The organism is Microbulbifer variabilis, assembly GCF_056232115.1.
Genome location: NZ_CP174325.1, coordinates 2,048,848 through 2,073,913, shown reverse-complemented (window position 1 = coordinate 2,073,913; position 25,066 = coordinate 2,048,848). Strand labels below are relative to the sequence as shown.

At 55.2% G+C, this 25,066-nt stretch carries 22 protein-coding genes; 16 read left to right on the top strand and 6 right to left on the bottom strand.

All coding sequences use genetic code 11. From position 1 onward, the window contains the following. Positions 1-60 precede the first annotated feature (60 nt). From hemL to hemB, 4 genes are all read left to right on the top strand, one after another. Positions 61-1,344 (top strand): glutamate-1-semialdehyde 2,1-aminomutase, encoded by a 1,284-nt coding sequence (gene hemL, locus ACJJI7_RS09000; RefSeq protein ID WP_444902285.1) that lies wholly within the window; start codon positions 61-63, stop codon positions 1,342-1,344. A 175-nt stretch (positions 1,345-1,519) separates the two neighbouring features. After that, positions 1,520-2,695, top strand: a complete 1,176-nt coding sequence (locus ACJJI7_RS08995; protein ID WP_444902286.1) for a benzoate/H(+) symporter BenE family transporter — start codon at positions 1,520-1,522, stop codon at positions 2,693-2,695. A gap of 6 nt (positions 2,696-2,701) precedes the next feature. Further along, positions 2,702-3,328, top strand: a complete 627-nt coding sequence (locus ACJJI7_RS08990) for a GntR family transcriptional regulator (RefSeq protein ID WP_020411480.1) — start codon at positions 2,702-2,704, stop codon at positions 3,326-3,328. Positions 3,329-3,453: 125 nt separating this feature from the next. Further along, the gene (gene hemB / locus ACJJI7_RS08985) at positions 3,454-4,464 is read left to right on the top strand and encodes a porphobilinogen synthase (protein WP_282951758.1); all 1,011 of its coding nucleotides are present in this window, start codon (positions 3,454-3,456) and stop codon (positions 4,462-4,464) included. 41 nt (positions 4,465-4,505) lie between these two features. Here hemB and mrcB read toward each other — a convergent pair whose 3' ends face one another. Then, positions 4,506-7,076, bottom strand: coding sequence for a penicillin-binding protein 1B (gene mrcB / locus ACJJI7_RS08980; protein WP_444902287.1), 2,571 nt, complete (start codon positions 7,074-7,076; stop codon positions 4,506-4,508). Positions 7,077-7,451: 375 nt separating this feature from the next. Here mrcB and ACJJI7_RS08975 point away from each other — a divergent pair, with 375 nt between their 5' ends. Beyond that, positions 7,452-8,450, top strand: a complete 999-nt coding sequence (locus ACJJI7_RS08975; RefSeq protein ID WP_020411483.1) for an adenosine kinase — start codon at positions 7,452-7,454, stop codon at positions 8,448-8,450. 58 nt (positions 8,451-8,508) lie between these two features. On the opposite strand, the gene ACJJI7_RS08970 is transcribed toward ACJJI7_RS08975, so the two are convergent. The 4 genes from ACJJI7_RS08970 to ACJJI7_RS08955 form a co-directional block, all read right to left on the bottom strand. Continuing rightward, on the bottom strand, positions 8,509-10,278 hold the full coding sequence (locus ACJJI7_RS08970) for an EAL domain-containing protein (RefSeq protein WP_020411484.1): 1,770 nt from the start codon (positions 10,276-10,278) through the stop codon (positions 8,509-8,511). A 166-nt stretch (positions 10,279-10,444) separates the two neighbouring features. Continuing rightward, entirely contained in the window at positions 10,445-11,014 is a 570-nt protein-coding gene (locus ACJJI7_RS08965; protein WP_444902288.1) for a YajG family lipoprotein, read from the bottom strand. Positions 11,015-11,053: 39 nt separating this feature from the next. Continuing rightward, positions 11,054-11,527 (bottom strand): copper chaperone PCu(A)C, encoded by a 474-nt coding sequence (locus tag ACJJI7_RS08960; protein WP_020411486.1) that lies wholly within the window; start codon positions 11,525-11,527, stop codon positions 11,054-11,056. Further along, positions 11,524-12,306, bottom strand: a complete 783-nt coding sequence (locus ACJJI7_RS08955; RefSeq protein WP_444902289.1) for an N-acetylglucosaminyltransferase — start codon at positions 12,304-12,306, stop codon at positions 11,524-11,526. The genes ACJJI7_RS08960 and ACJJI7_RS08955 overlap by 4 nt, the downstream gene beginning before the upstream one ends. Positions 12,307-12,378: 72 nt before the next feature. Between ACJJI7_RS08955 and ACJJI7_RS08950 the strand changes: the two genes are divergently transcribed. The 11 genes from ACJJI7_RS08950 to coq7 all read left to right on the top strand — a co-directional run bounded on the left by ACJJI7_RS08950 (position 12,379) and on the right by coq7 (position 24,524). Further along, positions 12,379-14,175 (top strand): protein-disulfide reductase DsbD family protein, encoded by a 1,797-nt coding sequence (locus tag ACJJI7_RS08950; protein ID WP_353377058.1) that lies wholly within the window; start codon positions 12,379-12,381, stop codon positions 14,173-14,175. Positions 14,176-14,433: 258 nt separating this feature from the next. Then, on the top strand, positions 14,434-14,889 hold the full coding sequence (aroQ, locus tag ACJJI7_RS08945) for a type II 3-dehydroquinate dehydratase (protein WP_020411489.1): 456 nt from the start codon (positions 14,434-14,436) through the stop codon (positions 14,887-14,889). Positions 14,890-14,913: 24 nt separating this feature from the next. Further along, complete coding sequence (gene accB / locus ACJJI7_RS08940) at positions 14,914-15,381, top strand: acetyl-CoA carboxylase biotin carboxyl carrier protein (RefSeq protein WP_020411490.1); 468 nt, start codon at positions 14,914-14,916, stop codon at positions 15,379-15,381. Positions 15,382-15,395: 14 nt separating this feature from the next. Beyond that, the gene (gene accC, locus ACJJI7_RS08935) at positions 15,396-16,736 is read left to right on the top strand and encodes an acetyl-CoA carboxylase biotin carboxylase subunit (RefSeq protein ID WP_020411491.1); all 1,341 of its coding nucleotides are present in this window, start codon (positions 15,396-15,398) and stop codon (positions 16,734-16,736) included. Positions 16,737-16,867: 131 nt separating this feature from the next. After that, positions 16,868-17,749 (top strand): 50S ribosomal protein L11 methyltransferase, encoded by an 882-nt coding sequence (gene prmA, locus ACJJI7_RS08930; protein ID WP_444902290.1) that lies wholly within the window; start codon positions 16,868-16,870, stop codon positions 17,747-17,749. Between the two features lie 75 nt (positions 17,750-17,824). Then, positions 17,825-19,102, top strand: coding sequence for a DUF3426 domain-containing protein (locus ACJJI7_RS08925; RefSeq protein ID WP_444902291.1), 1,278 nt, complete (start codon positions 17,825-17,827; stop codon positions 19,100-19,102). 195 nt (positions 19,103-19,297) lie between these two features. Beyond that, positions 19,298-20,290 (top strand): tRNA dihydrouridine synthase DusB, encoded by a 993-nt coding sequence (dusB, locus tag ACJJI7_RS08920; protein WP_444902292.1) that lies wholly within the window; start codon positions 19,298-19,300, stop codon positions 20,288-20,290. Next, complete coding sequence (gene fis, locus ACJJI7_RS08915) at positions 20,287-20,595, top strand: DNA-binding transcriptional regulator Fis (protein WP_020411495.1); 309 nt, start codon at positions 20,287-20,289, stop codon at positions 20,593-20,595. The genes dusB and fis overlap by 4 nt, the downstream gene beginning before the upstream one ends. A gap of 143 nt (positions 20,596-20,738) precedes the next feature. Further along, complete coding sequence (purH, locus tag ACJJI7_RS08910; protein WP_020411496.1) at positions 20,739-22,310, top strand: bifunctional phosphoribosylaminoimidazolecarboxamide formyltransferase/IMP cyclohydrolase; 1,572 nt, start codon at positions 20,739-20,741, stop codon at positions 22,308-22,310. Between the two features lie 210 nt (positions 22,311-22,520). Then, positions 22,521-23,825: a phosphoribosylamine--glycine ligase gene (gene purD / locus ACJJI7_RS08905; RefSeq protein WP_444902293.1), complete on the top strand. Its 1,305-nt coding sequence runs from the start codon at positions 22,521-22,523 to the stop codon at positions 23,823-23,825. Positions 23,826-23,879: 54 nt separating this feature from the next. Further along, positions 23,880-24,524, top strand: coding sequence for a 2-polyprenyl-3-methyl-6-methoxy-1,4-benzoquinone monooxygenase (gene coq7 / locus ACJJI7_RS08900; RefSeq protein ID WP_444902294.1), 645 nt, complete (start codon positions 23,880-23,882; stop codon positions 24,522-24,524). Positions 24,525-24,628: 104 nt separating this feature from the next. Here the strand turns inward: coq7 and ACJJI7_RS08895 are convergent, their stop codons facing one another. Beyond that, positions 24,629-25,036 (bottom strand): OsmC family protein, encoded by a 408-nt coding sequence (locus ACJJI7_RS08895; RefSeq protein WP_020411499.1) that lies wholly within the window; start codon positions 25,034-25,036, stop codon positions 24,629-24,631. Positions 25,037-25,066 lie beyond the last annotated feature (30 nt).

The window sequence follows — 25,066 nt, the reverse complement described above, 5'->3', positions numbered from 1 at the left end:
TGTCGCCGCGATAATGGTCCGCTGATTCTTGGCCTATTCCGTAATTTCTGAATGAATTCTATGAGTAAATCCGAGCAGCTCTTCGCAGAAGCACAGCAGTACATTCCCGGCGGCGTTAACTCTCCGGTACGGGCTTTCCGCGCGGTTGGCGGTACGCCGGTATTTATCCGCCGTGCCGAGGGCGCCTACCTCTACGACGCTGATGACAAGCGCTATATCGACTATGTACAGTCCTGGGGGCCCATGGTTTTAGGCCACGCCCACCCCGAAGTCATAGAGGCCGTTGTGGAGCAGGCTCAATCCGGCCTCAGCTTTGGCGCTCCCACCGAGCTGGAAACCGAGCTGGCCGAGGAACTCTGCCGGCTATGGCCAAATATGGATCTGGTGCGCTTCGTCAACTCCGGCACCGAAGCCACAATGAGCGCCATTCGCTTGGCACGCGGTTATACCGGACGGGATAAGATTGTGAAGTTTGAGGGCTGCTACCACGGCCATTCAGACTCATTGCTGGTCAAAGCCGGTTCCGGCGCCCTGACCATGGGCGTGCCCTCCTCCCCAGGGGTGCCTGCCGCCCTTGCGGACCACACCATCACCCTGAGTTACAACGATCCAGATGCTGTACGCGCCTGCTTCGAAGAGTTCGGTGATCAGATCGCCTGCATTATCGTCGAACCCGTAGCCGGTAATATGAACTGTATTCCCCCGGTGCCCGGCTTTCTGGAAACCCTGCGGGAAGTCTGCGACCAGTACGGCGCCCTGTTAATTCTTGACGAGGTAATGACCGGTTTTCGCGTGAGCCTGACCGGCGCTCAGGGCTTTTATGGTATCGAAGCCGATATTACTACCCTCGGTAAAGTAATCGGTGGCGGTATGCCAGTAGGCGCCTTCGGTGGCAAACGCAAAATTATGGAGCAGATAGCGCCACTGGGGCCGGTTTATCAGGCAGGCACCCTGTCCGGAAATCCGGTGGCCATGGTGGCAGGCCTGGAAACCCTACGCTTGGTAGAGGAGAGCGACTTCTACAAGCCACTGGTAGCCAGGACAGACCGCCTGGTGGAAGGCATTCTCGCTGCCGGGAAGACAGCAGGTATTCCTGTTACGGCCAACAAAGTTGGCAGCATGTTCGGCTTTTTCTTCACCGAGGAGTCAAAGGTCACCAATTACCAGCAGGTAATGGCATGCAACAATGAGCGCTTTAATCGCTTCTTCCACGGCATGCTCGAGGAGGGGGTCTATCTGGCACCAGCATCCTACGAGGCCGGGTTTATGTCCGCGGCTCACACCGATGAGGATATTGAAGCAACCATAGCCGCTGCAGAAAAAGTCTTTGCACGCCTCGACTGATTGCCCCCGCTACAGCACCTGCCGCCCGCAGGTGCTGCACTCCAACACTAAATTCCATTTTACCACTCGCACAAATCACAGCCATTTCTCAGGTATTGGCGCGCTTCGACGCATAAGTCTTGTATATTGTTAAAGCATCTACAAAAATGTATACATAATTTAAAAGGTATACATTTTGAATAAATCGCCACTTTTAGATACCAGCCTCTCCACTGTCAGCGCCGGGTTCATCACAGTTCTGGTAGGAGTGGCCAGCTCAGCAGCGATTGTTTTTGAGGCCGCACGGGCTGCCGGTGCCGACCAGCTAATGACCGGCTCATGGATCGGTGCCCTCGGATTGGGAATGGGGCTAACCTGTATCGCCTTTTCCTGGTATTACCGGGCTCCCGTGATTACTGCGTGGTCGACCCCAGGCGCAGCATTGCTGGCCACCAGTCTCACCGGGATTCCGATTGCCGAAGCTATTGGAGCTTTCGTCTGCAGCGCCATATTAACTCTGCTGGTAGGCCTTTCTGGAGCCTTTGACCGGGTAAATCGCCTAGTACCAACCCCCATCGCCAGTGCCATGCTCGCAGGTATACTGTTACAATTTGGCCTCTCTGTATTCACATCCCTGCAAGCCCAGCCAATTCTTGTTGGCGCTATGTCCCTAACCTACATAGTTGGGCGGAGATGGGCGCCGCGGTATGCCATTCTTTTGGTACTCATGGTCGGGGTCTCTGCCTGCTGGAAGCTACAATTGATCGCTTTCGATCAAATCCACTGGCAAGCCGCACAACCCGTATGGGTTACTCCGGAGTTTCGCCTTTCCACTTTGATCGGTATTGGACTGCCTTTGTTTATCGTCACTATGACCTCCCAGAATCTGCCCGGTGCCGCAACTCTGGCTGCCAGCGGCTATGGAAGAGTGCCCATTTCCCCAGTCATCAGCGGTACGGGCCTGGCTTCCCTACTACTGACCCCTTTTGGCGGGTTTGCCTTCAACCTGGCCGCTATTACGGCGGCAATTTGCACCGGTCCTGAGGCGCATCCCAATCCAGACAAGCGCTATACCGCCGGTATTGCGGCCGGTATCTTTTATCTAATCGTGGGCTTGTGTGGTGCCAGCGTAGTGGCATTATTTAGCGCTTTTCCACAGGAATTAATCGCCGGCCTTGCGGGCTTGGCATTGATAGGGGTCATTGGCAATAGCCTGGCAAGTGCTACGGCAGAAGCAGAACATCGAGAAGCGGCAATCATCACATTCTTAGTCAGCGCTTCAGGTATTAGTTTGTTTGGTGTCAGCTCCGCATTTTGGGGGCTACTGGGCGGGCTCGCCTGTTACTGGCTTTTTAACCGCAGGAGTTCATAAGCTCCAATGGGCCTATACGATAAAATCAAAGCAGATCTACAGCGGGGGCGCTTCATCCCAGGGCAAGTATTAAGGCAGGTTGAACTTGCTGAACTCTACGATGTAAGCCGTATCCCGGTACGGGATGCCCTGCATCAACTTCGAAATGAAGGCTGGCTCTCACCACACGGCAAGCGCGGTGTTGCAGTGCCTCAGTTTGACCCTATCGAAGTAGAGGACCTCTACCTGATGCGTATGCGCCTCGAGCCCCTATTGCAGACCCTGGCGCTAGATAAGCTCAGTGGGGAAGTACTGGGGCGAGCCAACGATATTCTCGATTCGATGGAGGCCAACCCCCAAATGTCCGCCGAACTAATCGGCAACCTGAATTGGCAGTTCCATGCCTGCATTTACAAGGCAGCCGAGCGACCAACGCTTTTTTCTGCAGTGGAACAACTACACCGCCAGTGTGAACGCTATATCGGTTACCAATCCCGCAGCCTGCAATACCAAAACACTAGCCAGGGGGAGCATTTCTCCATCCTCAAAGCCCTGAAAAGGGGAGATAGAGAGCTAGCCACAACATTACTGACACAACATATTGAAGCCGCCGGTAAATCACTGGTGCGCTATCTGCGCTCAGCTCAACCCTGAATGGAGGCTAACTGCGGGGACTTATGGAGCCTCCGAAATCACCGCAGTAAGCAATTTGATATGATGGCCGCCAATTGTGGCTGCAGGATTTCTGCAGCCTTATGGATAGTCGGAGTAAATGCCCTATGAGTCAAAGTCTCGGCCGCGGTGCCTATCCCAACACCCGCCTGCGCCGCCTGCGTGCCCAGGATTTTTCGCGTCGCCTGGTGCGTGAAACCCAGCTCAGTTGCGATGACCTGATCCTGCCGCTGTTTGTAATCGAGGGGCGCAACGAAACCCAAAAGGTAGCCTCTATGCCAGGGGTGGAGCGCCTGAGTGTGGATTTGTTGGCGAGAAAAGCGAAGCTACTGCAGCAACTGGGCATCCCCGCAGTGGCCCTGTTTCCCGTGGTAGATCCCTCGGCAAAATCAGACTGCGCCAGTGCCGCCCACGATGCCGATGGCTTGGCCCAGCGCGCCGTGCGTGAGCTGAAAGATGCTGCGCCTGAGCTGGGCGTCATTACCGATGTAGCCCTGGACCCCTTTACCAGCCACGGCCAGGACGGGCTGATGGACCACAGCGGTTATATCGTCAACGATGAAACTGTAGAAGTACTGGTGCAGCAGGCTCTATCCCATGCAGCTGCCGGTGCAGACATGGTCGCACCTTCAGATATGATGGACGGTCGCATCGGCGCCATTCGCCAGGCTCTCGAAGGGGCAGGCCACACCAATACCCTGATTATGTCCTACGCGGCCAAGTACGCCTCTGCCTACTACGGCCCCTTCCGCGACGCGGTTGGCTCAGCGGGCAATTTGAAAGGCGGCAGTAAAGCCAGCTACCAGATGGACCCAGCCAATACCGATGAAGCCATACACGAGTGCGCTCTGGATCTGCAGGAAGGTGCTGATATGGTGATGGTTAAACCGGGTATGCCCTATCTGGATATAGTACGCAGGGTGAAGGAAGAATTGCGAGTGCCCACCTTCGCCTACCAGGTGAGCGGAGAGTACGCGATGCACTGTGCCGCCTTCGAGAACGGCTGGCTACAGCGGGAGGCTGTTATCTTGGAATCACTGCTCGCCTTTAAGCGCGCCGGTGCAGATGGCATCCTCACCTACTTCGCCGAAGAGGCCGCACGACTGCTGCAGAGCTAGTCGTCAAGAATCGCGCGCGACTCTCGGTCATGCGACTTAAGTCAGGGCCACTGGTCTTCCAGTGCCGGGCCTATCGGCTGAGCCTCCTCTACGGGGGCGCCGCCAGGGCCCGATTCAAAAGATTGGTTGCGGGGGAGCTCGACGGGCTCTTCTTCGTACCCCCGATCAACACCAAATTCTTCCGCATCATCACCACGCAACTGTTCCTGCATTTGGCGACGACGCTGCTCACGCAGCTGCTGCTCGCTGGGATCTACACCCCAGCCGGGAGTCATTTGCTCCCGCGGTGCCGCCTCTGAGCGCCCATTGCCAAACAGGTTGCGAAACCAGCGCCAACGATCACGCCCGCGACATTCCGGTGCCGGCTGCAGGCGCGTCTCGTAGGAGAAAGGAATTTCATATCCGCCACGACAGTAGTCCGGGTCCATATATTCGCCGCGTGCATTCACCGACTTGACCTCCACCCCCCGCGGCGGCTCCACAGGCCCATGCTCATGGGGCAGCTTGCGCATGATCTCTGTCCAAATTGGCAGTGCACCGGTAGACCCCGTCAGGCGAGTGCGCTCATTGTCATCGCGCCCGAGCCAAACCACTGCAGTAATCTCCGGAGAGAAACCGGCAAACCAGCTGTCGCGGTTATTGTTGGTAGTTCCGGTTTTACCTGCAAATGCCACACTGCTAGGTAAACGCTTGGCAGACCTGCGTCCGGTACCCTCACGCATAGCCTGCTCCAGACCCCAGCGGAGCAGGTAGGCCGGTACCGCATCAACTCCGCGATGGGCACGGCGGCGGAAGTTCTGGACACGCCCGCCACCGGCATCGGAGACTGCCAGCAAAGTGCGCGGCTCCACAGTTTCGCCACCGTTGGCAATAGTCTGATACATGCCAGCCACTTCAAATGGTGTCATTTCAACGGCACCCAGTAACATCGCCGGCACCTTCGGCAGGCTGGTTTCCACTCCCAGACGGCGAATGGTCTGACGCACATTCTGCAGCCCCAGATCCAGCCCCAGGTGCGCTGTGGCAAGGTTGTAGGATTTTGCAAGCGCTACGTAAAGAGGTACCTGGCCGTGGGCTAGCTTGTCGAAATTCTGCGGCATCCACACATCGCCGTCCGCCTCTTCGATGCGCACAGGCGCATCGTCAATAAGCGTCGCCAGATTGTACTCTTCTGGGCGCTCAAGGGCAGTGAGGAAGACTGCGGGCTTGATCAGCGAGCCCACTTGCCGGCGGGCCTCAAGCGCGCGGTTAAAGCCCGGATAATCCGGATCGCGGTCTCCCACCATAGCCAGCACGTTACCGCTGCGGTTGTCCATCAGCACGGTGGCGGCCTGTAAAGTATTGACCTTAATTCCCCGGTCCTTTTCCAGCTGCAGGACCCCATTACTGATAGCCTCTTCGGCCAGCTTCTGTACCGAAGGCGACAAGCTGGTATAGATCCTCAAGCCCGCAGTCCGCAGCTCTTCATAGGAATAGTAGGGGCGCAATTCCGCCAATAACCGCTCTGTGAAAGCAGGGTAAGGGTTTTGCGCAGTCACTCCACCTTTCACCACCCCCAAGGGTTTGGCCGCATAGAGTTCGAACTCAGCCTGGGAAATTAACCCCTGCTCCAGCATTAGTTCCAATACAGTGTTACGACGCTCGAGTGCACGCTCGGGGTGTCGCCAGGGATTGTAGTAAGAAGCGCCCTTGGCCAAACCCACCAGTAATGCCACCTGATGCGGTTCCAGGGTGTCCAGTGGCTGCTGGAAGTAAAATTCAGAGGCCAGCCCGAAACCATAGATGCCTCGGGCGCCCTGCTGTCCGAGCCAAACCTCGTTGATGTACTCCTGCAGGATGTAGCCTTTGTCGTAGTGGATCTCCATCAAAACTGCCATCAGCGCTTCATTAATTTTTCGCTGCAGGCTCGGCTTGTGATCAAAAAATATATTTTTCACCAGCTGCTGAGTGATGGTGGAACCACCTTGTACCAGACGCCCGGCCTTCACGTTGGCAACCATGGCACGAGCAATACCCCGAGGGGATATACCAAAGTGGTTGAGGAAATCCTGGTCCTCCACAGCAATCAGAGTATTGGCCACCAGCGGCGGGATATCGCTAAATCTCACAGGGTTGCGATCATCACCACCTCCGAGTAAGGAGCCAATATTGGCCGCATCCAGGCGGAATTCCGCGATGCGCTGCCCATCGCTATCGCGCAGATTGCTAATCTCATCGTTGCGCAGGCGGAAAGAAACCACTGCCGCCGGCTCTCGGCCATTGGAGTGAATAAAATCGCGACGCCAAACAGAGTAATCCATGCCATTTTGGGACCAGGAACCGGGCTCGCTGAGGGTTTCCTGCTTGCGGTAATTAAGTGCTGCAAACTCGGAGGCTAATTCATCCGGATGCATCACCATCCCTTCGCGCAAAACCAGGGGACGAGCATAGACTCGCGCCGGCAGCTGGTACTGGCGGCTATCCAGACGCTCTCGCAGTTGTACATCCAGGTAGGCCATATAACCAGCAAGGGAGAGTGCTCCCACCAGAGCCAGCAGGAACAGGAATTTGAGCCAGCGGTATCGTCTCTTCGGTTGTGACGCTTTGCCGCGCCGGCGTTTGGTCGAGGCCATAAAAAGAGGTATCCAGCTGCCAGGTCAGTACATCAATTGACAGCGGGGCACGACAGCCCAGTCACTATCTTTGGCAGGGTACCAGCTGGTGGCAGCTCCACTGGTATCTTGCCTCCGGCACCCGGACCGGTGCCTTTGGGGAACATCCCTGAACCACCTGACTCCCACGCCAGAATAAATACTGGCCGGTCGTAAATCGAAGTGCTACGCACTTGTTCGTGGATTGACCACAAGTACGCCCTATTAGTTCATATTGAGGCTTAACGCGCCTTTATAAACAATGCCTCGCTGAAGTCAAACCTACCGCCTTGCACTTGCTGTAATCACAGCCATAATGCGGCGGAAATCTAGACAAATACCCCGAAAAGGATAGATATGAGGCAATACGATCTCTACGGCATTGGCGCCGCCCTGCTGGATACGGAAATTGAAGTATCCGACACGGACTTGTCAGCCCTCGGTGTTGAAAAGGGAATCATGACTCTGGTCGACGATGCCAGGCAGCAGCAGCTTGTAGATGACCTGCAGGATCACTTGGTCACAGCCAAGCGTGCCTGCGGTGGCTCTGGCGCCAACACTGTAATTGCTGCCAGCTATTTCGGACTGAACACTTTTTACTCCTGTAAAGTTGCTGCAGATGATAATGGCGATTTTTATCGCAATAATCTCAGTGCCGCAGGCGTCGACTATCCTGCCAGCCTGCAGGAAGCCGATGGGGGTACCACAGGCAAGTGCCTGGTACTGATTACCCCGGATGCCGAACGCAGTATGAATACCTACCTGGGTATTAGCGAGAAGTTGTCTGTGGCCGAACTGGACAATGAAGCTCTGGCATCCTCCCAATGGGCTTATATCGAAGGCTACCTGGTCTCTTCCGAGACCGGCCGTAAAGCAGCGATCACCTTGCGCGAGCAGGCACAACAGGCTGGAGTGAAAACCGCCCTGAGCCTGTCTGATCCGGCAATGGTACAGTTCTTCGGCGAAGGCCTGCGGGAAATGATTGGTGGTGGCGTAGATATCCTATTCTGCAACCGCGATGAAGCCCTAGGCTTTACCGGAACCGATTCCTTGGATGCAGCCGCCGAAGCACTGCGTGACTATTGCCGCAGCTTCGCTATCACCCTCGGCGCCGATGGAGCACTCCTGTGGGATGGCACACAACTTAAACGCGTGGCCAGCCCCGAAGTCCATGCCATCGATACCAATGGCGCCGGGGATATGTTTGCAGGTGCTTTCCTGTACGGGATCAACCGGGAAATGGGGTTTGTAGAGGCGGGAGAACTGGCTTGTCGCGCCGCCGCGCAAGTGGTTAGCCAGTATGGTCCCCGCCTGCAGGCTGAACAGCACTCGGAACTGCTCGCAGCAGTTATTTAAAAGGTTCGCTGTTTTATGGATGGTAATCGGTAAGCGGCCTTATGGCCGCCTCTCTATTTCAAAGGCCTTGGAAATCCCCTATTTCGGGCAGCCCGGTGGCAGCGGCAATACCAAAGCCCTGGGCGTAGTCCACCCCCATCTGACAAAGCCGCTCCATCAGTTCCGGGCTCTCCACATATTCGGCGATAGTACTGATACCCATACGCTTGGCCAGATGATCGATAGTGCTCACCATGGCACTATCAATTTCATCCTCAAGCATATTGCGCACAAAGCTTCCATCAATTTTGAGGTAGTCCACCGGCAGCTGGCGCAGGTAGGCCAGGGAGGAAACACCGCGACCAAAATCATCCAGGGCAAAACTGCAACCGGCTGCGCGCAGCTTGTGAATAAAGATTAACGCACGCTCCAAATTATTAATTGCGCTGGTTTCGGTAATCTCAAACTGCACTCTTGAAGGTGTGACTCCCGCATCGGCTAACTCCTGCAGTGCAAAATCGGCAAAAGTCTCGTCACCCAGGCTGATACCGGAGATATTAATTGCATAGCTGGTGCCGGCAATCCCGATATGTTGCTCCTGGGCCATATAGTGGAACACCTTGCGGATTACCCAGCGATCGACCTCCTCGATCAAGCCGTAGCGCTCGGCTGCCGGCAGAAACAGGCCTGGAGAAATCACCCCTCCATCCCGGCCACGCATGCGCACCAGAATCTCAAAATGGTGTACCTTGCGCTCTCCCTGGAGTGCGACTACCGGCTGCCTATAGAGAATCAGGCGATCTTCACGCAGGGCCGCATGGATCTCTGCCACCCAAGTGGTTTCACGGCGTTTCTCCAGCGACTTGCGGGAGTCACCAAATAATTTAACCCGGTTACGCCCCTGCTCCCGCGCTGAACAGCACGCATCATTGGCAGTGGCAAGTAGCTGACTGGCATTGGGAGTAAAGCGGTCCACTCCCACCACACCAATGGAAATAGCCACCCGGTTGTCATTGCCCAACCAGTGGAATCTAAACTCCTGCACGGATTCTCGCAGGCGCGCAACTACCCGCCCTCCCTCTTCCAGGGTGCAATCTCTCAACAGGATGGCAAATTCATCGCTACCCACCCGAGCAAACAGATCGGAACTGGACAAACCCCGCTGCAACAGGGTAACCAACTGAACCAGCAGTTGGTCACCGGCGACAAAGCCGAGAGTGTCGTTGATCACCTTGAACTGGTATACATCCAGGTAAAGAAGTACGTGGTGTTGGCGTTTATCGACGCATTGAGACAGGAGTTTTTGCAGCTCGCTCTCAAAATACTGGCGGTTTGGCAGGCGAGTGAGTGTATCGTGACTGGTTTGCCAGCTTAGGCGGGTAGAAATACGTCGGGCAGCGGAGGTATCACGTAACACAAGTACATAGTGCTTCAATTCACCGGCATCCCAGAGCGCCATTACTTGTACTGTAACCTCTAAGGGCGGGCGACTATCTCCAGGTCGGTGGATACAAGCGCTGATTTCCTGGGTACTCGGCACTTCGTCAGCGGGAGAATCCGGTAGCAATGGCGGAAGCGGCACGCCTTTTTCATCCCAGAGTATCAATCCGTCATTCAACGACTGGCCTGGCAGCAACCCAACCAGATCCCCACTCATTTCACTGACTAGTGGATTGGCATAGAGTACTGTCCCGCTGGGGTCAGTAACTATCACTCCATCGGCAATCTCGCCCAGAGCAGCTTCCGCCGCTTGCAGACTCACCTGCTCGCTGGGATTGAAGCGCTCTTCCAATTGGGCAAGTGGCCCCAGATACCTGGCAGAGCCTGGATCAAACAGAGTCACAGCCATATTTCCAGAGCGGGCGAGGCAGTTTGGCAGGCAACTCTGTTGTTGCAGAGTTGTTCCTTCCACAAACTAAAGGAATATATCGACATCGTCGTCCAAGATCGCCGATTTTATTCAATTATTCAGCCTCCCAGCCGCACCATTCTTACATGGCGCCTAAATTGCACATTCAAAGATGAGTTAGCAAGAAGTTTTTAAGCTTCTCATCATCAAATATTTTTTGCAGGGTGGCACTCAACAATCCGTTAACCCGGGTTTGTACCTCTTCACGACTGGGCTTGACCAGGTTGCGATCCTTACCCGACGTACTGTAAGTCGCAAAATATGAGGCGGCTCCAGCAGTCACTTCCAGGTGGATTTCAGCTGAGGTATCGATAGTGGTTGTGTAGACAGTGTTGGGACTGTTGTAAGTGAGTTTTACCAGTTTTGCCACCACTTGTACTTCGGGGGCGGTATCTGTGATACGAAAAGACCAATTAGCAAAACCCTGGCGTAAACCCGAGGCAATCGCTTCTCCCGCATCATTGCCGATACTTACTTGAGAGGTCTCAGCATAAACCCCCCCCAAAGAACCCAGGCCACCGTTGGGCAATTCATTGATTCCGCGCACACTCAGGCTATGGCCGGATCCCAAGGACTCGGAAGCAACTTGCACGTGTGGCTCCAACTGGATTTGCAACGGGCTATGGGCACAACCAGCTAAAAACAGGGCCCCTATAAACAATAATAATTTTTTCATTATTTCCTCCCCTTACTTCAACAAAAAAACTAGTTCGGCTCAGCCATGGTGATGATGATGCTCTTTGTCTGCTTTATTCGGCCCGACAACCGGTACTTCAATCTCAAGACTGGAACCGTTGGTAAAGACCAGGCGCAGGGGCAGTAATTCCCCTTCTCGCAGTTGTAATCCATGGATCATCAGGTGCACTCCCCCCGGAGCCATCTGTAGCTTCTGGCCGGCGGCAATCGCCAATTGCTCTAGCGGACGCATTCGGCTGATGCCATCACTGCTCTCAGTGGTATGTAGGTCAACACCAATATCCTGCTTTCCCCGCAACTCCACAGCTTTGAGTAACAGCAAATGCTCTCCTGTATTGTGAAGTGACAAATAGGCTGCGCTCATTGGGGCACCTGGGGGCGTCTCACGCGCATAGCCCTCTACCTGTAAAGGCAGGGCTATTGCGTAAGCCCTGCTAACAAACAACAGAACACCGACAGCAATTATCCATACGGACAAAACTGGTTTTTTCACTGGACCCCTCCACTGGGTTTAACAAGAACTAGTCGCGCCGGGCTACCGACCTTTATGTCGCCCCGCACACGGTAACCAGGCACAGCTTCGCGCAACTGCTGGTAAATCCAACGCCCTTCAGCATCGTCCCTGGCAACAATAATGACGCGTAACTGCTCTTTGCGGATTCTTTGCGCAATCTTATCCAACTGACTGGAGAGATGTTTAGACCTGGCATTCAGCTCTGCAGCCGGAAGTCCGATACTCTCTCCCTCTGGCAGGTCTAATCGCGCCCGCCCCCTTTCCCGCAGCAAGTTCTCGCGAACCTCAGCTACCAGAGCATTGCCTGGCGCAAGCATCTCCGCGCGCTTGAGGAGGGTTTGCACCTCGCCAAACGCCCGCCGGCGCAGGGCCTCCCGGGCCTGCTCCACATAGGTGACGACAATGGTCTGTATGCCGGTTTGCGCCCCGCGATTTCCGGGATCTAGCTGCTGTACCCTCAAGTAATAGTCATAGGCGCTGGCGCCAGCCGGCTGGGTCAGATGCCCCTTGCGCAGGGCTTGTTCAGCACGCTTTAGGAAGAAATTCACATTGCCCCGCCTTACTGCCTCCGCTGAGGGTCCGGCTTTTTTGGGCGCTGGGGTGGGTGGAGCGGGAACTGGCTGATTGGAACTGCAGGCCCCCAGCACCAGGATCATGAACAGGCAGCCACTAAGGCTGTGAAGGCGTTCAAATGACGGCAAAGCAATCCCCCGCTGTTGTTTTTTTGTACCACTGGCATCGCTATACTGCTGGCGCAACTGAACCCCTGTCCGGTGCAGCAGTCAGAACTATGCGCCCGACTATAATGAATTTTTTCATCTATGGCTGTGATGACCAAAAGTTTCAGAAATAATTTCCTCGCCCTGCTGGCGATCCTGCTGTTTGTGTCTGGTGCCAAAGCCCTGGCTCAGAGCCCAGACAACCCTTTTGCGAGTCTAAGCAATTCGCAGGACAACACCTTCCTGCCAGTAGATGAAGCCTACAGGCAAGACCTGCTTCTCAACGGCAGTCAGCTCAGTGCCATCTTTGAAATAGCCCCCGAATACTACCTTTACCGTGACAAACTTGCCCTCTATCAAATCGCTGGTGGACAAAAGACCCAGCTGCCCCTGGATCTGCCAAATGGAGAAGTGATCTGGGACGATTATTTCGAGAAAGAGACAGAAGTCTACCGCGGTCAGCTGGAGTTCCCTATTGCCCTTAAAAGCACGGCTGGTACTGCGCAACTGGAGTTGCACTACCAGGGCTGCGCTGATGCAGGGCTGTGTTACCCCCCCCAGACCCGCCACTACACCGTAAACACCTCGGACGGCAGTATTGAGGCGGCGAAAGGCGGCTTCTCCAATGTCGCCGATCCGACGGCCGGCGCCCCACCCCAGGGAGCCAATGCTGGCAGCAGCTCGATCACCCTACCTCTGGCCTTGCTGTTCGCTTTCGCCGGCGGATTGCTGCTGAACCTAATGCCCTGTGTTTTTCCGGTGCTTTCGATCAAGCTACTGGCCGTGAGCCAGGCGGCTCAGAATGACAGCCAGCGTCACCATCATGGCTGGGCATACACCGCGGGAGTAGTCCTGAGCTTCGTTGCTATCGCCGCAGTGATGCTGGCGCTGCGCGCCGGTGGTGAGGCGATCGGCTGGGGGTTCCAGCTTCAGTCCCCATGGCTGGTGGCAGGACTGGCCTACCTCTTCTTTATCATGGGGTTGAGCTTGTCTGGAGTCACTGAGTTTGGCGCCGGCCTGATGGGTATCGGCAGCAACCTGAATAACAGCCAGGGTCTACGCGGCTCCGTTACTTCTGGAGCCCTGGCCACTCTGGTGGCAAGTCCCTGTACGGCACCATTGATGGGCTCTGCGCTGGGATTTGCAGTAACCCAACCGGCCATCGTTGCCCTGAGTGTTTTTGCCTCCCTGGGCGCTGGTATGGCGTTCCCCTTCCTTTTGCTGACCTATATTCCCGGTCTAGTCAAAAAACTACCTCAACCGGGCCCCTGGATGGATAGACTCAAGCAGCTGCTGGCATTTCCCATGTACCTGACTGCGGTATGGCTCTTGTGGGTGCTGGGCCGTCAGACTGGTGGAGATGGAGTAACCCTGATTCTCACAGGTACGGTTGCCATCGCATTTGCCCTCTGGCTCTGGCCGCGCCCCCAGTGGCATTGGTTACGCGGTACAGTAGCAATTGCCGCGCTCGCTTTCGCAGTAATGCTGTTACCGCGTCTCAGCACAACACCCCTGGCCCAACAGCAAACCAGTGACTACTGGCAACCCTATTCGGCAGAAAGGCTGGAAACCGCACGAGGAGAGGGTCGCGCTGTATTAGCCAATATGACCGCGGCCTGGTGTATTACCTGCCTCGCCAACGAAAAGGTGGTGCTATCAAGCGATGCAGTTAGCAAAGCTATTGAGGAGCTCGGGGTCGTGGCGCTGAAGGGGGACTGGACCAACCAGGATCCGCATATCAGTGCCCTTTTGACAAAATACGGACGTACCAGTGTACCCCTGTACTTGCTCTATCCTGCCGGCGGGGGTGACGCCAAAATCCTGCCTCAGATCCTCTCCCGTGAGGAGTTGCTCATGGAGCTCGAGGCCGCTGCAGAGGGCGGGCTAAGCACATCATCTATCCCATAGAGGAAACTTCCGCCTTTGTAGCCATTCGCTGGGGTAAAAAGGCCACAACCTGGATATTTTGCGCTAATTTTTAGCCCAATATCGCCGAACTGCCGCTAACTTCGATAAACTGCTCAACAGGCATGGACAGGGAGTCACTTTTGCGGCACACTCGCCTAATGCACTCGGGCAAATAGGCCAAAATTCGAGTTTGCCCGCAAGATAGCCAACTTTAGACCACATTTCGTGGTTTTTCGGCAACAATTCTCGAGGCAGATTATGGCTAGACTCCTACTCTTGCACGGCCCCAACCTCAACCTGCTCGGCATTCGTGAGCCGCACATCTATGGTGCCAGCACCCTCGCGGAAATTGATGAAGCAGCTGAGCGCCAGTGCGAGGATGCCGGGCACGAGCTGGAGACCATGCAAAGCAATAGCGAATCCGCCCTGATCGACCGCATTCATTTGGCGTCTTCCACTGGCGTTGATTTCATAGTGATCAACCCTGCGGCGTTTACCCACACCAGTGTCGCTCTGCGAGATGCCCTAGCCGCCGTTGCCATACCGTTTATCGAATTACACCTGTCCAATCCCCACGCAAGGGAAAAATTCAGGCACCACTCTTACTTATCCGACATAGCCCGCGGTGTAGTGTGCGGCTTCGGCCCACACAGCTACACGCTGGCAATACAGGCAGCCATACACCAACTGGGAATGGCGCCTCGAAACCAATGAATCAAACCTGCGAGTGAATGAACTATGGATATCCGCAAAATTAAAAAATTAATTGAACTGCTCGAGGAATCGGATATCGGCGAGCTGGAGATCAAGGAAGGCGAAGAATCTGTGCGCATAAGTCGAGGAGTGAGCGGTGCGAACCAGCAGGTCATGCCGATGTACAGCGCCCCTGCTGTACCGGCTCCTGCACCGGCAGCCCCCGCCCCAAGCGCAGCTACTGCGCCAGCTGAAAAGGAATCCAAGCCCGCTGTTAGCGGTCATGCGGTGAAATCCCCCATGGTAGGCACCTATTATGCGGCACCCAGCCCCGGTGCCGAACCTTTCGTGAAAGTCGGCCAGCAAGTGAAAATCGGCGATGTAGTTTGCATCGTTGAGGCGATGAAGATGATGAACCAGATCGAAGCTGACAAAGCCGGCACTATCGAATCCATACTGCTGGAAGATGGCCAACCGGTAGAGTTTGACCAGCCGCTCGTGACCATCGTCTGAGCGGGGTAGGCACAATGTTCGACAAGATCCTGATCGCCAATCGCGGCGAAATTGCCCTGCGGGTTTTGCGCGCCTGTAAAGAGATGGGCATCGCCACTGTGGCGGTGCACTCCCTGGTGGACCGCAACTTGAAGCATGTGCGCCTAGCAGATGAATCTGTCTGTATAGGCCCCAACCCATCCCCGCAGAGCTACCTGAATATACCAGCCCTAATTTCCGCCATGGAAATTACCGATGCTGTGGCCGTGCACCCAGGTTACGGCTTCCTGGCCGAAAACGCCGACTTCGCCGAGCAGGTGCAGAAGAGCGGTTTTACCTTTATCGGCCCGGATCCAGATGTTATTCGCCTGATGGGCGATAAAGTATCCGCAATTGCCGCAATGAAAAAAGCGGGGGTCCCCACGGTGCCTGGCTCTGATGGTCCGCTACCAGACAACAGCGAGCGCTGCCTCGAGATCGCACAGAATATCGGTTACCCCGTCATCATTAAGGCTGCTGCGGGCGGCGGTGGTCGCGGCATGCGTGTAGTAGAGAGCCCGGATAATCTGGTCAATGCCATTGCTGTCACCAAATCCGAAGCCCAGGCTGCTTTTGGCGACGGCACTGTATATATGGAGAAATTCCTGCAAAATCCGCGTCATGTGGAAATTCAGGTAATGTCCGACGGCCAGGGGAATGCCATACATCTGGGTGACCGGGATTGCTCACTGCAGCGCCGCCATCAAAAGGTTTTGGAGGAAGCTCCAGCCCCTGGCATCCCCGATGCCGTACGCAAACAGGTGCTGGATTCCTGTGTGCAGGCTTGTATCGATATCGGCTATCGCGGTGCTGGCACCTTCGAGTTTCTCTACGAGAACGAACGTTTCTACTTTATTGAAATGAACACCCGTATCCAGGTGGAGCATCCAGTCACCGAAATGGTTACTGGCATCGACTTGATCAAAGAACAGATTCGCGTCTGCGCCGGAGAGAAACTCTCCCTGAAGCAGGAAGATATAGTAATTCGCGGCCATGCCTTCGAATGCCGAATCAACGCAGAGGACCCACAAACCTTCTTCCCTAGCCCCGGTAAAGTGAATAATTTCCATATGCCCGGCGGCCTCGGCGTACGTGTGGATTCTCACCTTTACTCTGGTTATTCGGTGCCGCCCAATTACGACTCGATGATCGCCAAGGTAATCACCTACGCGGAGGATCGGGATACCGCTCTCGCGCGCATGCGAGTAGCTCTCTCCGAGTTGGTCATTGATGGCATTAAAACCAATATCCCACTGCAGGAAGAATTGGTTCGGGATGAGGCCTTTGCCAAAGGCGGGGTCAATATTCATTATCTGGAGAAAAAGCTGGGACTCTAACCCTCGCCAGCAGGGATAAAGTCGGAGAGAATTGCGTCAGACGACGAACCCAAGCGCCATGGACGGCGATCCGTCGCAGGGATCGGGTGGACTTACCACCCACCACAGCAGTTACTCATTACGGAACCTCTATGCCCTGGCTACAACTCCGTGTCGATACCAATCGCGCACAAGCGGAAAAAATTGAAAACGCACTGCTATTTGCCGGTGCCGTCTCCGTCACCCTGCAGGACAACGCAGACCAGCCTATTCTTGAACCCGGCCTGGGCGAAGTACCCTTATGGGACCAGACCCGTGTTACCGGTCTGTTCGACGCCGAAATCGACACTACCGTCACCGAAGCCAAGGCAGCCTCTTATCTATGCGAGCTGCTTCCCAACGTTCGCTGGGAACAACTGGAAGATAAGGACTGGGAGCGGGAGTGGATGACGCACTACAAGCCGATTCAGTGCGGCGACAACTTATGGATTTGCCCCAGTTGGTGTGAGCCACCCCACCCCGAGTCGGTTAATCTGCTACTCGACCCCGGCCTCGCCTTCGGCACTGGCACCCACCCCACCACTTACCTCTGCCTAAAATGGTTGGCTCAGGAGCCTTTACAGGGCAAAAGCATTATCGACTTTGGCTGCGGTTCCGGTATCCTTGGCATCGGCACCTTGCTGCTGGGTGCTGAGCAGGCAATGGGCACAGATATTGACCCCCAGGCCCTGATCGCAAGCCGCGATAACGCCAAACGCAACGGTATCGATCCGCAGCGTTTTCCCGTGTACTTACCCGAGCAAATGCCACAGGAAAACGTGGATGTAATGCTGGCAAATATCCTCGCAGGTCCTCTTGTAGAGCTCGCCGCCGAGCTGATTAAATTAACCAGAGTCGGCGGGCGCATCTGTCTTTCCGGCATTCTTATATCCCAAGCAGAGCAAGTAAAAGCCGCCTATACACAAAACGTCGAATTTGATGAAGACGGAGTGCATGAAGGCTGGGTGCGCTTGAGTGGAACCCGTATCTGTTAAATAGGCTAACCACCACTACGCGGGGGCCGGGCAGACTGATAAACTTGACTGCAAAATAAACTACGCCATAGTCGAATGTCTCAACTGGTAACCCGCTGTCCCCACTGCAGCACCTCTTTCCACATCAATGACCAGCAATTGCGCGCCGCCCGCGGCGCAGTGCGTTGCGGCTCCTGCCTGCAGGTTTTTCGCGCTGACGAAAACATCGTCTTTAATGACGAGAACACCAATACCCGCAACGACCTAGAAGCTCTGCTGGAAGATGACGACTTCTTAATCCACGACGATATCGAACTGGATGACGATGAGCCGTCCCCGCCCAAGGAGCTAGAGACCACTCCAGCAGGAAAGGCAGACAAGAGTCCCCAAGCGATAGAAGCAGATAATGCCCAAAACGCTGATAGGAAGCCTAACTCCGATTCACTGATCGGTGACGCCTTCGGCGACAATGAGTGGCAGGAACTGCAGGACGAGGCTGCTCATGAGGAGCCCGAAGAGGATCTAGAGTCCTTCCTCAAGCCGGATTGGGATGATGTCTCCGATTTCGATCACCGCTCGGTAAGTAATAACGACAATAATTCCAATATATCTTCGTACAACGATCATTTCAGGGACCGCGACCCGTGGGACCACCCCCTCGAATCTCAAGCAGAGAGGGCGGATACATTCGATCCTGGACCAACAACAATTCCTGATGACTCCGTACAAGAAAACCCGGTTACCCAAAACAGTGCCCCAGATGGACGTCGTGAACCTTTTTTTGCTTCCGGTGAGGAGCTCGATGCGGACACAGAAATAGAGCCCGAGCGGGAACAATTGATATCCGCTATCCAGCCCGCCCCCCTGGAGATGTCCTGGGGAGTGACACCACAAAAGAAAGTTATGCCATCTTGGGTCTGGTGGGTGCTACTACCGCTGCTGACCACCACATTGCTGGCCCAGATTGCCTACTTCAAGTTTGACACCCTCAGCAAAAAACAACCCTGGCGCAATATCTATGCTTCCGCATGTCCACTGCTCGGTTGCAAGCTGCCCCAGCTCCGAGACCTTAACGCCATCCAAGCCACCAACCTGATGGTGCGCAGCCATCCTCAGTTGGAAGGCGCACTGATAGTGGATGCAGTACTGGTCAATACCGCTGATTACGGTCAGCCTTTCCCTAACTTGCTATTGAATTTCAGTGACCTCAAAAATCGTAATGTCGCAAGCCGCCGATTTTCTCCCCTGGAATATTTGCAGGGGGAGCTGGCCGGTCGCAGGTTGATGCCTCAGGACAGCCCTGTACACATTGCTATTGAGGTGGTAGATCCAGGCGCTGAAGCAGTAAATTATGAGATGAAAATCACTCCGTAAAAAATAATTGTGCGCCAACAAAAGAGGTTAACTGGCACAAAAAGCCACATAAATTGCACACTCTGCAGGCTAAACGGATAGAGTTCGATCAAATTGCCCGCTTTTTCGCTTTGCCATTATCGGGCCAGCCGCTATCATAGGCGGCTCTTTTGCCGGGGCCCGAGATGTCCTTCTTACAGCCCAAATGGAGCTACCGTGTCTACTGCCATTGGCCCCTATATTATCGACAACCCGGTAATTCTGGCGCCCATGGCCGGTGTCACCGACCGCCCTTTCCGCCAGCTGTGCCGAAAACTCGGCGCTGGTTTGGTGGTATCGGAAATGGTGACCTCGGACACACGCTTATGGAACAGTCGCAAGTCTCGCTTGCGCCTGGACCACGGTGGAGAAACGGCACCGATATCGGTACAGATCGCCGGTGGTGACCCCGAAATGATGGCGGAAGCCGCCCGGGAGAACGTGCGTCGCGGCGCACAGATTATCGATATCAATATGGGCTGCCCGGCAAAAAAGGTGTGTAAAAAAGCAGCGGGCTCCGCCCTACTGCGGGATGAAAAGCTGGTTGCAGATATTCTTGAAGCTGTAGTCCAGTCTGTTTCCGTCCCAGTGACCCTTAAGATCCGCACCGGCTGGTGTCCGGATTCCCGCAATGGCGTCACTGTAGCCAAGATGGCCGAGGATTCCGGGATTGCCGCTCTAGCGGTACACGGTCGTACTCGTGCCTGTGGCTACCACGGACGGGCTGAATTCGATACCATTGCCGAAATTGTATCCAGGGTGAAGATCCCGGTTTTTGCCAATGGCGACATCACCAGTGCCGAGAGAGCCCAAGAAGTGCTCGATTACACTGGCGCATCAGCGGTCATGATTGGCCGTGCAGCACAGGGACGACCATGGATTTTTCGGGAAATAGCCCACTATCTCGCCACTGGCGAGCGGCTACCCGGACCGACATTGGATGAAGTCAGGAATATTTTGCTCGCCCATTTGGGCGAACTACACCGATTCTACGGTGAGGTGATGGGGGTCCGTATCGCCCGCAAACATGTGGGCTGGTACTTGAAGACGCTCGCGGATAGCGAGTCCTTCCGCAAGACCTTTTTCCAAATAGAGAGTGCAGAAGTACAACATGCCAGCGTTCACGAGTGGTTTGAACGCCGAATAACGAGAGGGGCACAAGCGGCATGAATAACGAAGTATTGATTCCGGATACTGGCAATGAAGAAGTATCCTCCAGGGGGCAGACTCAACTGGCACAGCCACAGCAGCAGTCCCTGCGCGATGCCGTCGAGCACGCAATGGAGAACTACTTCCGCCACCTGGATGGCCAGATGGTAACCGATGTCTACGACATGGTGCTGTCGGAGATCGAAGCGCCCATGCTCGAAGTGGTGATGAAATACACCCGCCACAACCAGACCCGCGCCGCGCAATTACTGGGTCTCAACCGTGGCACCCTGCGCAAGAAGCTGAAGCGCTACGGCCTGCTGTAAGCTTCCCACCGAGCGAAATATTGAAGGGGGATGAGGTAACTCATCCCCCTTCGCTATTTTCCCGGCAGCGTTTTTGTTGCCACAGTGGACAACCGCTAAAACCCTTTAAACATCCTTTTCGAAAACCAGTTGGATCAAGTGCAATGACAGACAAGGTTTCCATCCGCCGCGCTCTAATTAGTGTCTCTGACAAGAGTGGCATTGTAGAGTTCGCTCAACAGCTCTCCGCAATGGGGGTTGAGATTCTTTCCACCGGCGGAACCCACCGCCAGCTCAAGGAAGCGGGTATTCCCGTGGTAGAAGTTTCCGACTACACCGGTTTCCCTGAAATGATGGACGGCCGTGTCAAAACTCTGCACCCGAAAGTACACGGCGGCATTCTGGGGCGCCGTGGTACCGATGATGCCATCATGGGCGAGCACGGTATCACCCCGATCGATATGGTGGTGGTTAACCTCTACCCCTTCGCTCAAACCGTTGCCAAGCCCGACTGTTCCCTCGAAGACGCTATCGAGAATATCGATATCGGCGGCCCCACCATGGTTCGCGCTGCCGCCAAGAACCACAAAGATGTCACTATCGTGGTCAATGCCAGCGATTACGGCCACATCATCGAAGAAATGAAAGCTAACGATGGCACCTTGAGCCACGCCAGCCGCTTTGACCTGGCGGTAAAAGCCTTTGAGCACACGGCGGGCTATGACGGCGCTATTGCCAATTACCTGGGCGCCATTAAAGGCGAAGAAAAGCAGTTGTTCCCGCGTACCTACAACAGCCAATTCATCAAGAAGCTGGACCTGCGCTACGGTGAGAACCCGCACCAGAAATCCGCTTTCTATACCGAAGCCAACCCAGCTGAGGCCAGTATTTCCACTGCCACCCAGCTGCAGGGCAAAGAGCTGTCCTACAACAATATCGCCGATACCGATGCCGCGCTGGAGTGCGTGAAGTCCTTCGAACACCCCGCTTGCGTGATCGTCAAACACGCCAATCCCTGCGGTGTGGCGATTGCTGAAGATATTCACAAGGCCTACGACCTGGCTTTCGCTACCGACAGCGAATCCGCCTTTGGCGGTATCATCGCCTTCAACCGGGAACTCGATGGCGCCACTGCCCGCGCGATCGTCGAGCGACAGTTTGTTGAAGTCATTATCGCACCGTCAGTCTCCGAAGAGGCCAAACAGGCCATTGCCGAGAAGAAGAACCTGCGCCTGCTGGTATGCGGCCAGTGGAGCAGCGAGCGCACCCCGGCACTGGACTACAAGCGCGTTAATGGCGGCCTGCTGGTTCAGGACCGCGACGACGGCCTGATCACCGCTGCCGACCTGAAAGTAGTCTCCAAGCGCCAGCCCACTGAAGAAGAAATCCGCGATCTGCTGTTTACCTGGAAAGTGGCCAAGTTCGTAAAATCCAATGCCATCGTATACGGCAAGGACGGTCGCACCGTGGGTGTGGGCGCGGGCCAGATGAGCCGCGTAAACTCCGCACGCATCGCCGCGATCAAGGCCGAGCACGCCGGTCTCGCCGTTGCAGGGTCCGTTATGGCTTCCGATGCCTTCTTCCCCTTCCGCGACGGCATCGATAATGCTGCCGCTGTGGGAATCCAGGCGGTCATCCAGCCCGGCGGTTCCATGCGCGATGAAGAAGTGATCGCCGCAGCGGACGAGCACAATATGGCCATGGTATTTACCGGCATGCGCCACTTCCGCCATTAAGACTGGTATCTTCACCGCGAAGTTCTCTCCATGACTCGCGACATCCAAGGGGCTGAGGCACCTAGCAGTGCCCCGTCCTCATTTGAATCTGATCAATACACTTGTGATAGCGTTGCGAACTGAGAGCGTTCCGCATTAATTCCGCGCTAAACTAGCGCACTTGATAGCTATCCAATTGACCCAAACGGTCGACTTAGGGGAATTAGAAGAATGAATGTATTAATCATTGGCTCTGGTGGCCGCGAACATGCCCTGGCCTGGAAGGCTGCACAAAACCCAGCAGTGAACACCGTGTTTGTGGCACCCGGCAACGCCGGTACTTATCATGAACAAAAACTGCAAAATGTGGCTATTGGTGTCGATAATTTCCCCGCCTTGGCAGACTTTGTCGAAGAAAATGGTGTAGAACTCACCATCGTCGGCCCCGAAGGCCCGTTGGTTGATGGTATCGTCGACTTCTTCAATGGTCGCGGCCTGGCCATCTTTGGCCCAAGCAAAGACGCCGCCCAGTTGGAAGGCTCTAAGGCCTTCACTAAAGACTTCCTGGAGCGCCATAAGATCCCTACTGCCGCCTACCGCAATTTCACAGAGATAGAGCCCGCAATTGAATATATCCGCGAGCACGGCGCTCCTATCGTAGTCAAGGCGGACGGCCTTGCCGCCGGCAAGGGGGTAATCGTCGCGGAAACTGAAGAGCAAGCAGAATTAGCTGTACGTGATATGTTGTCAGGTAACGCTTTTGGCAATGCGGGCAGCCGGGTAGTTATTGAAGAGTTCCTGCAGGGGGAGGAAGCCAGCTTTATCGTAATGGTGGACGGAGAAAATATCCTGCCCATGGCTACCAGCCAGGATCATAAGCGCGTTGGCGATGGCGATACAGGCCCCAATACCGGCGGTATGGGTGCCTACTCCCCCGCTCCAGTGGTCACCGATAGTGTCTATCAGCGCATTATGCAGGAAGTGATCGAGCCTACAGTGAAAGGGTTAGCTGCAGAGGGCACCCCGTACACCGGCTTCCTCTATGCTGGCCTAATGATTGACCCCGAAGGTGCCCCCAAAGTTATTGAATACAACTGTCGTTTTGGTGACCCTGAAACACAACCTATCATGATGCGCCTCAAGTCCGACCTTATAGATCTGTGTCTGGCAGCACTGGATAAAAAGCTGGATTCTATGACCGCCGAGTGGGACCCTCGCCCAGCCCTGGGTATAGTGCTAGCCGCCAACGGTTACCCTGGCAGTTATCGCAAAGGGGATGCAATCAGCGGACTGGACAGAGCAGACAGCGACAATACCAAGGTGTTTCACGCTCATACTGCGCAGCAAGGCGACCGTATCGTTACCAGTGGCGGGCGTGTTCTCTGCGCTACAGCACTGGGGGAGAGCGTTGCCGATGCTCAGACCAACGCTTATGAAGCCACTCGGGCTATCTACTGGGACGGCGTATTTTTCCGGAAAGATATCGGCTACCGCGCTGTCGAAAGAGAAGAAGCCACTGCTAGTAACAAGCAGTAAAAGCCACTCACGGCGACTGTCTCAGCAGTTGCCGTCATAGCGGAGCAGTAGAATATGAGTGAACGCAACCTGAGCGGGCTCGACCGCCTGCTCATTCAGGCTGATAGAGCACTACGCACCTTGAGCCCGGGAGAACCCTGTCATACACGCCCCTCCCCAGCCAAAGAAGAGCCCGAGGGCGAGTTCAGCGATACCGAGCGCCGTCACTCTGTCGGCCTGATGCGTGTCAACCACAGCGGTGAAGTATGTGCCCAAGCCCTGTACCAAGGGCAGGCCCTCACGGCCAAGCTACCTGAGGTACGAGGTGAGATGGAACGCGCTGCCGATGAGGAAATTGATCACTTGGCCTGGTGTGAGCAGCGGCTGAGGGAGCTGGACAGTCGTCCCAGTTTACTTAACCCCCTCTGGTACGGACTGTCTTTTGGCTTGGGTGCCGCCGCTGGCAAAATTAGCGACCGCATTAGCCTCGGGTTTGTCGCCGCAACAGAAGAACGGGTTTGCAAACACTTGCGAAATCATTTGCAGCAACTCCCACCCCAGGACAAAAAAAGTCGTGCGGTTGTGGAACAAATGCTGATTGATGAGGATGAGCACGCCCATGCAGCCCTGGCAGCGGGGGGCAAACGATTCCCGGCTCCGGTTAAGGGCGCAATGTCACTGGTAGCCAAAGTAATGACTTCTGCCAGTTACAAAATCTAATGGGCATTCACTGGGTACTAGTAAAAACCCAGTGAATTCACCGGCTGGATATTGGGTGGCAGCAGTCACCAGCCTGCCATGCCCAGACCGATTAAAAACACCTCTTATTCCTCTTCAACTCGATAGCTATGTACTATTTCCACACCCGCGCTTCGCAGCATAATAGAAGCTGAGCAATATTTTTCCGCGGACAGCTCCACCGCCCGCGCTACATGGGATTCTTTTAAACCGCGGCCACGCACCACAAATTCCATTTCGATCCGCTCAAATGGCGACGGTGTCGTATCCGGGCGCACTCCATTGAGCTCACAATGACAGGAAATAATGTTCTGGCGGGCTTTTTGTAATATAGAAACCACATCGTAAGCGGCGCAACCACCAACACCGAGCAGAATCATTTCCATAGGGCGAACGCCGTTGTTTGTGCGTCCACCTTCCATGACTATCGAATTACCGCTGCCAGCCTCGCCGACAAAGGTTAAATCGTTAACCCAGGTTACCTTGCCCTGCATCGCCATACTCCCACAAAAATTCAAGTCGCG

Bases quoted from the DNA above. Each gene is read 5' to 3' on its own strand.
- hemL (WP_444902285.1), top strand. From the start codon at position 61: ATGAGTAAATCCGAGCAGCTCTTCGCAGAAGCACAGCAGTACATTCCC.
- prmA (WP_444902290.1), top strand. From the start codon at position 16,868: ATGCCCTGGCTACAACTCCGTGTCGATACCAATCGCGCACAAGCGGAA.
- fis (WP_020411495.1), top strand. From the start codon at position 20,287: ATGAATAACGAAGTATTGATTCCGGATACTGGCAATGAAGAAGTATCC.
- purD (WP_444902293.1), top strand. From the start codon at position 22,521: ATGAATGTATTAATCATTGGCTCTGGTGGCCGCGAACATGCCCTGGCC.
- aroQ (WP_020411489.1), top strand. From the start codon at position 14,434: ATGGCTAGACTCCTACTCTTGCACGGCCCCAACCTCAACCTGCTCGGC.
- ACJJI7_RS08895 (WP_020411499.1), bottom strand. From the start codon at position 25,036: ATGCAGGGCAAGGTAACCTGGGTTAACGATTTAACCTTTGTCGGCGAG.
- hemB (WP_282951758.1), top strand. From the start codon at position 3,454: ATGAGTCAAAGTCTCGGCCGCGGTGCCTATCCCAACACCCGCCTGCGC.
- mrcB (WP_444902287.1), bottom strand. From the start codon at position 7,076: ATGGCCTCGACCAAACGCCGGCGCGGCAAAGCGTCACAACCGAAGAGA.
- ACJJI7_RS08970 (WP_020411484.1), bottom strand. From the start codon at position 10,278: ATGGCTGTGACTCTGTTTGATCCAGGCTCTGCCAGGTATCTGGGGCCA.
- ACJJI7_RS08990 (WP_020411480.1), top strand. From the start codon at position 2,702: ATGGGCCTATACGATAAAATCAAAGCAGATCTACAGCGGGGGCGCTTC.
- ACJJI7_RS08975 (WP_020411483.1), top strand. From the start codon at position 7,452: ATGAGGCAATACGATCTCTACGGCATTGGCGCCGCCCTGCTGGATACG.
- accC (WP_020411491.1), top strand. From the start codon at position 15,396: ATGTTCGACAAGATCCTGATCGCCAATCGCGGCGAAATTGCCCTGCGG.
- ACJJI7_RS08965 (WP_444902288.1), bottom strand. From the start codon at position 11,014: ATGAAAAAATTATTATTGTTTATAGGGGCCCTGTTTTTAGCTGGTTGT.
- purH (WP_020411496.1), top strand. From the start codon at position 20,739: ATGACAGACAAGGTTTCCATCCGCCGCGCTCTAATTAGTGTCTCTGAC.
- accB (WP_020411490.1), top strand. From the start codon at position 14,914: ATGGATATCCGCAAAATTAAAAAATTAATTGAACTGCTCGAGGAATCG.
- coq7 (WP_444902294.1), top strand. From the start codon at position 23,880: ATGAGTGAACGCAACCTGAGCGGGCTCGACCGCCTGCTCATTCAGGCT.
- ACJJI7_RS08925 (WP_444902291.1), top strand. From the start codon at position 17,825: ATGTCTCAACTGGTAACCCGCTGTCCCCACTGCAGCACCTCTTTCCAC.
- ACJJI7_RS08950 (WP_353377058.1), top strand. From the start codon at position 12,379: ATGACCAAAAGTTTCAGAAATAATTTCCTCGCCCTGCTGGCGATCCTG.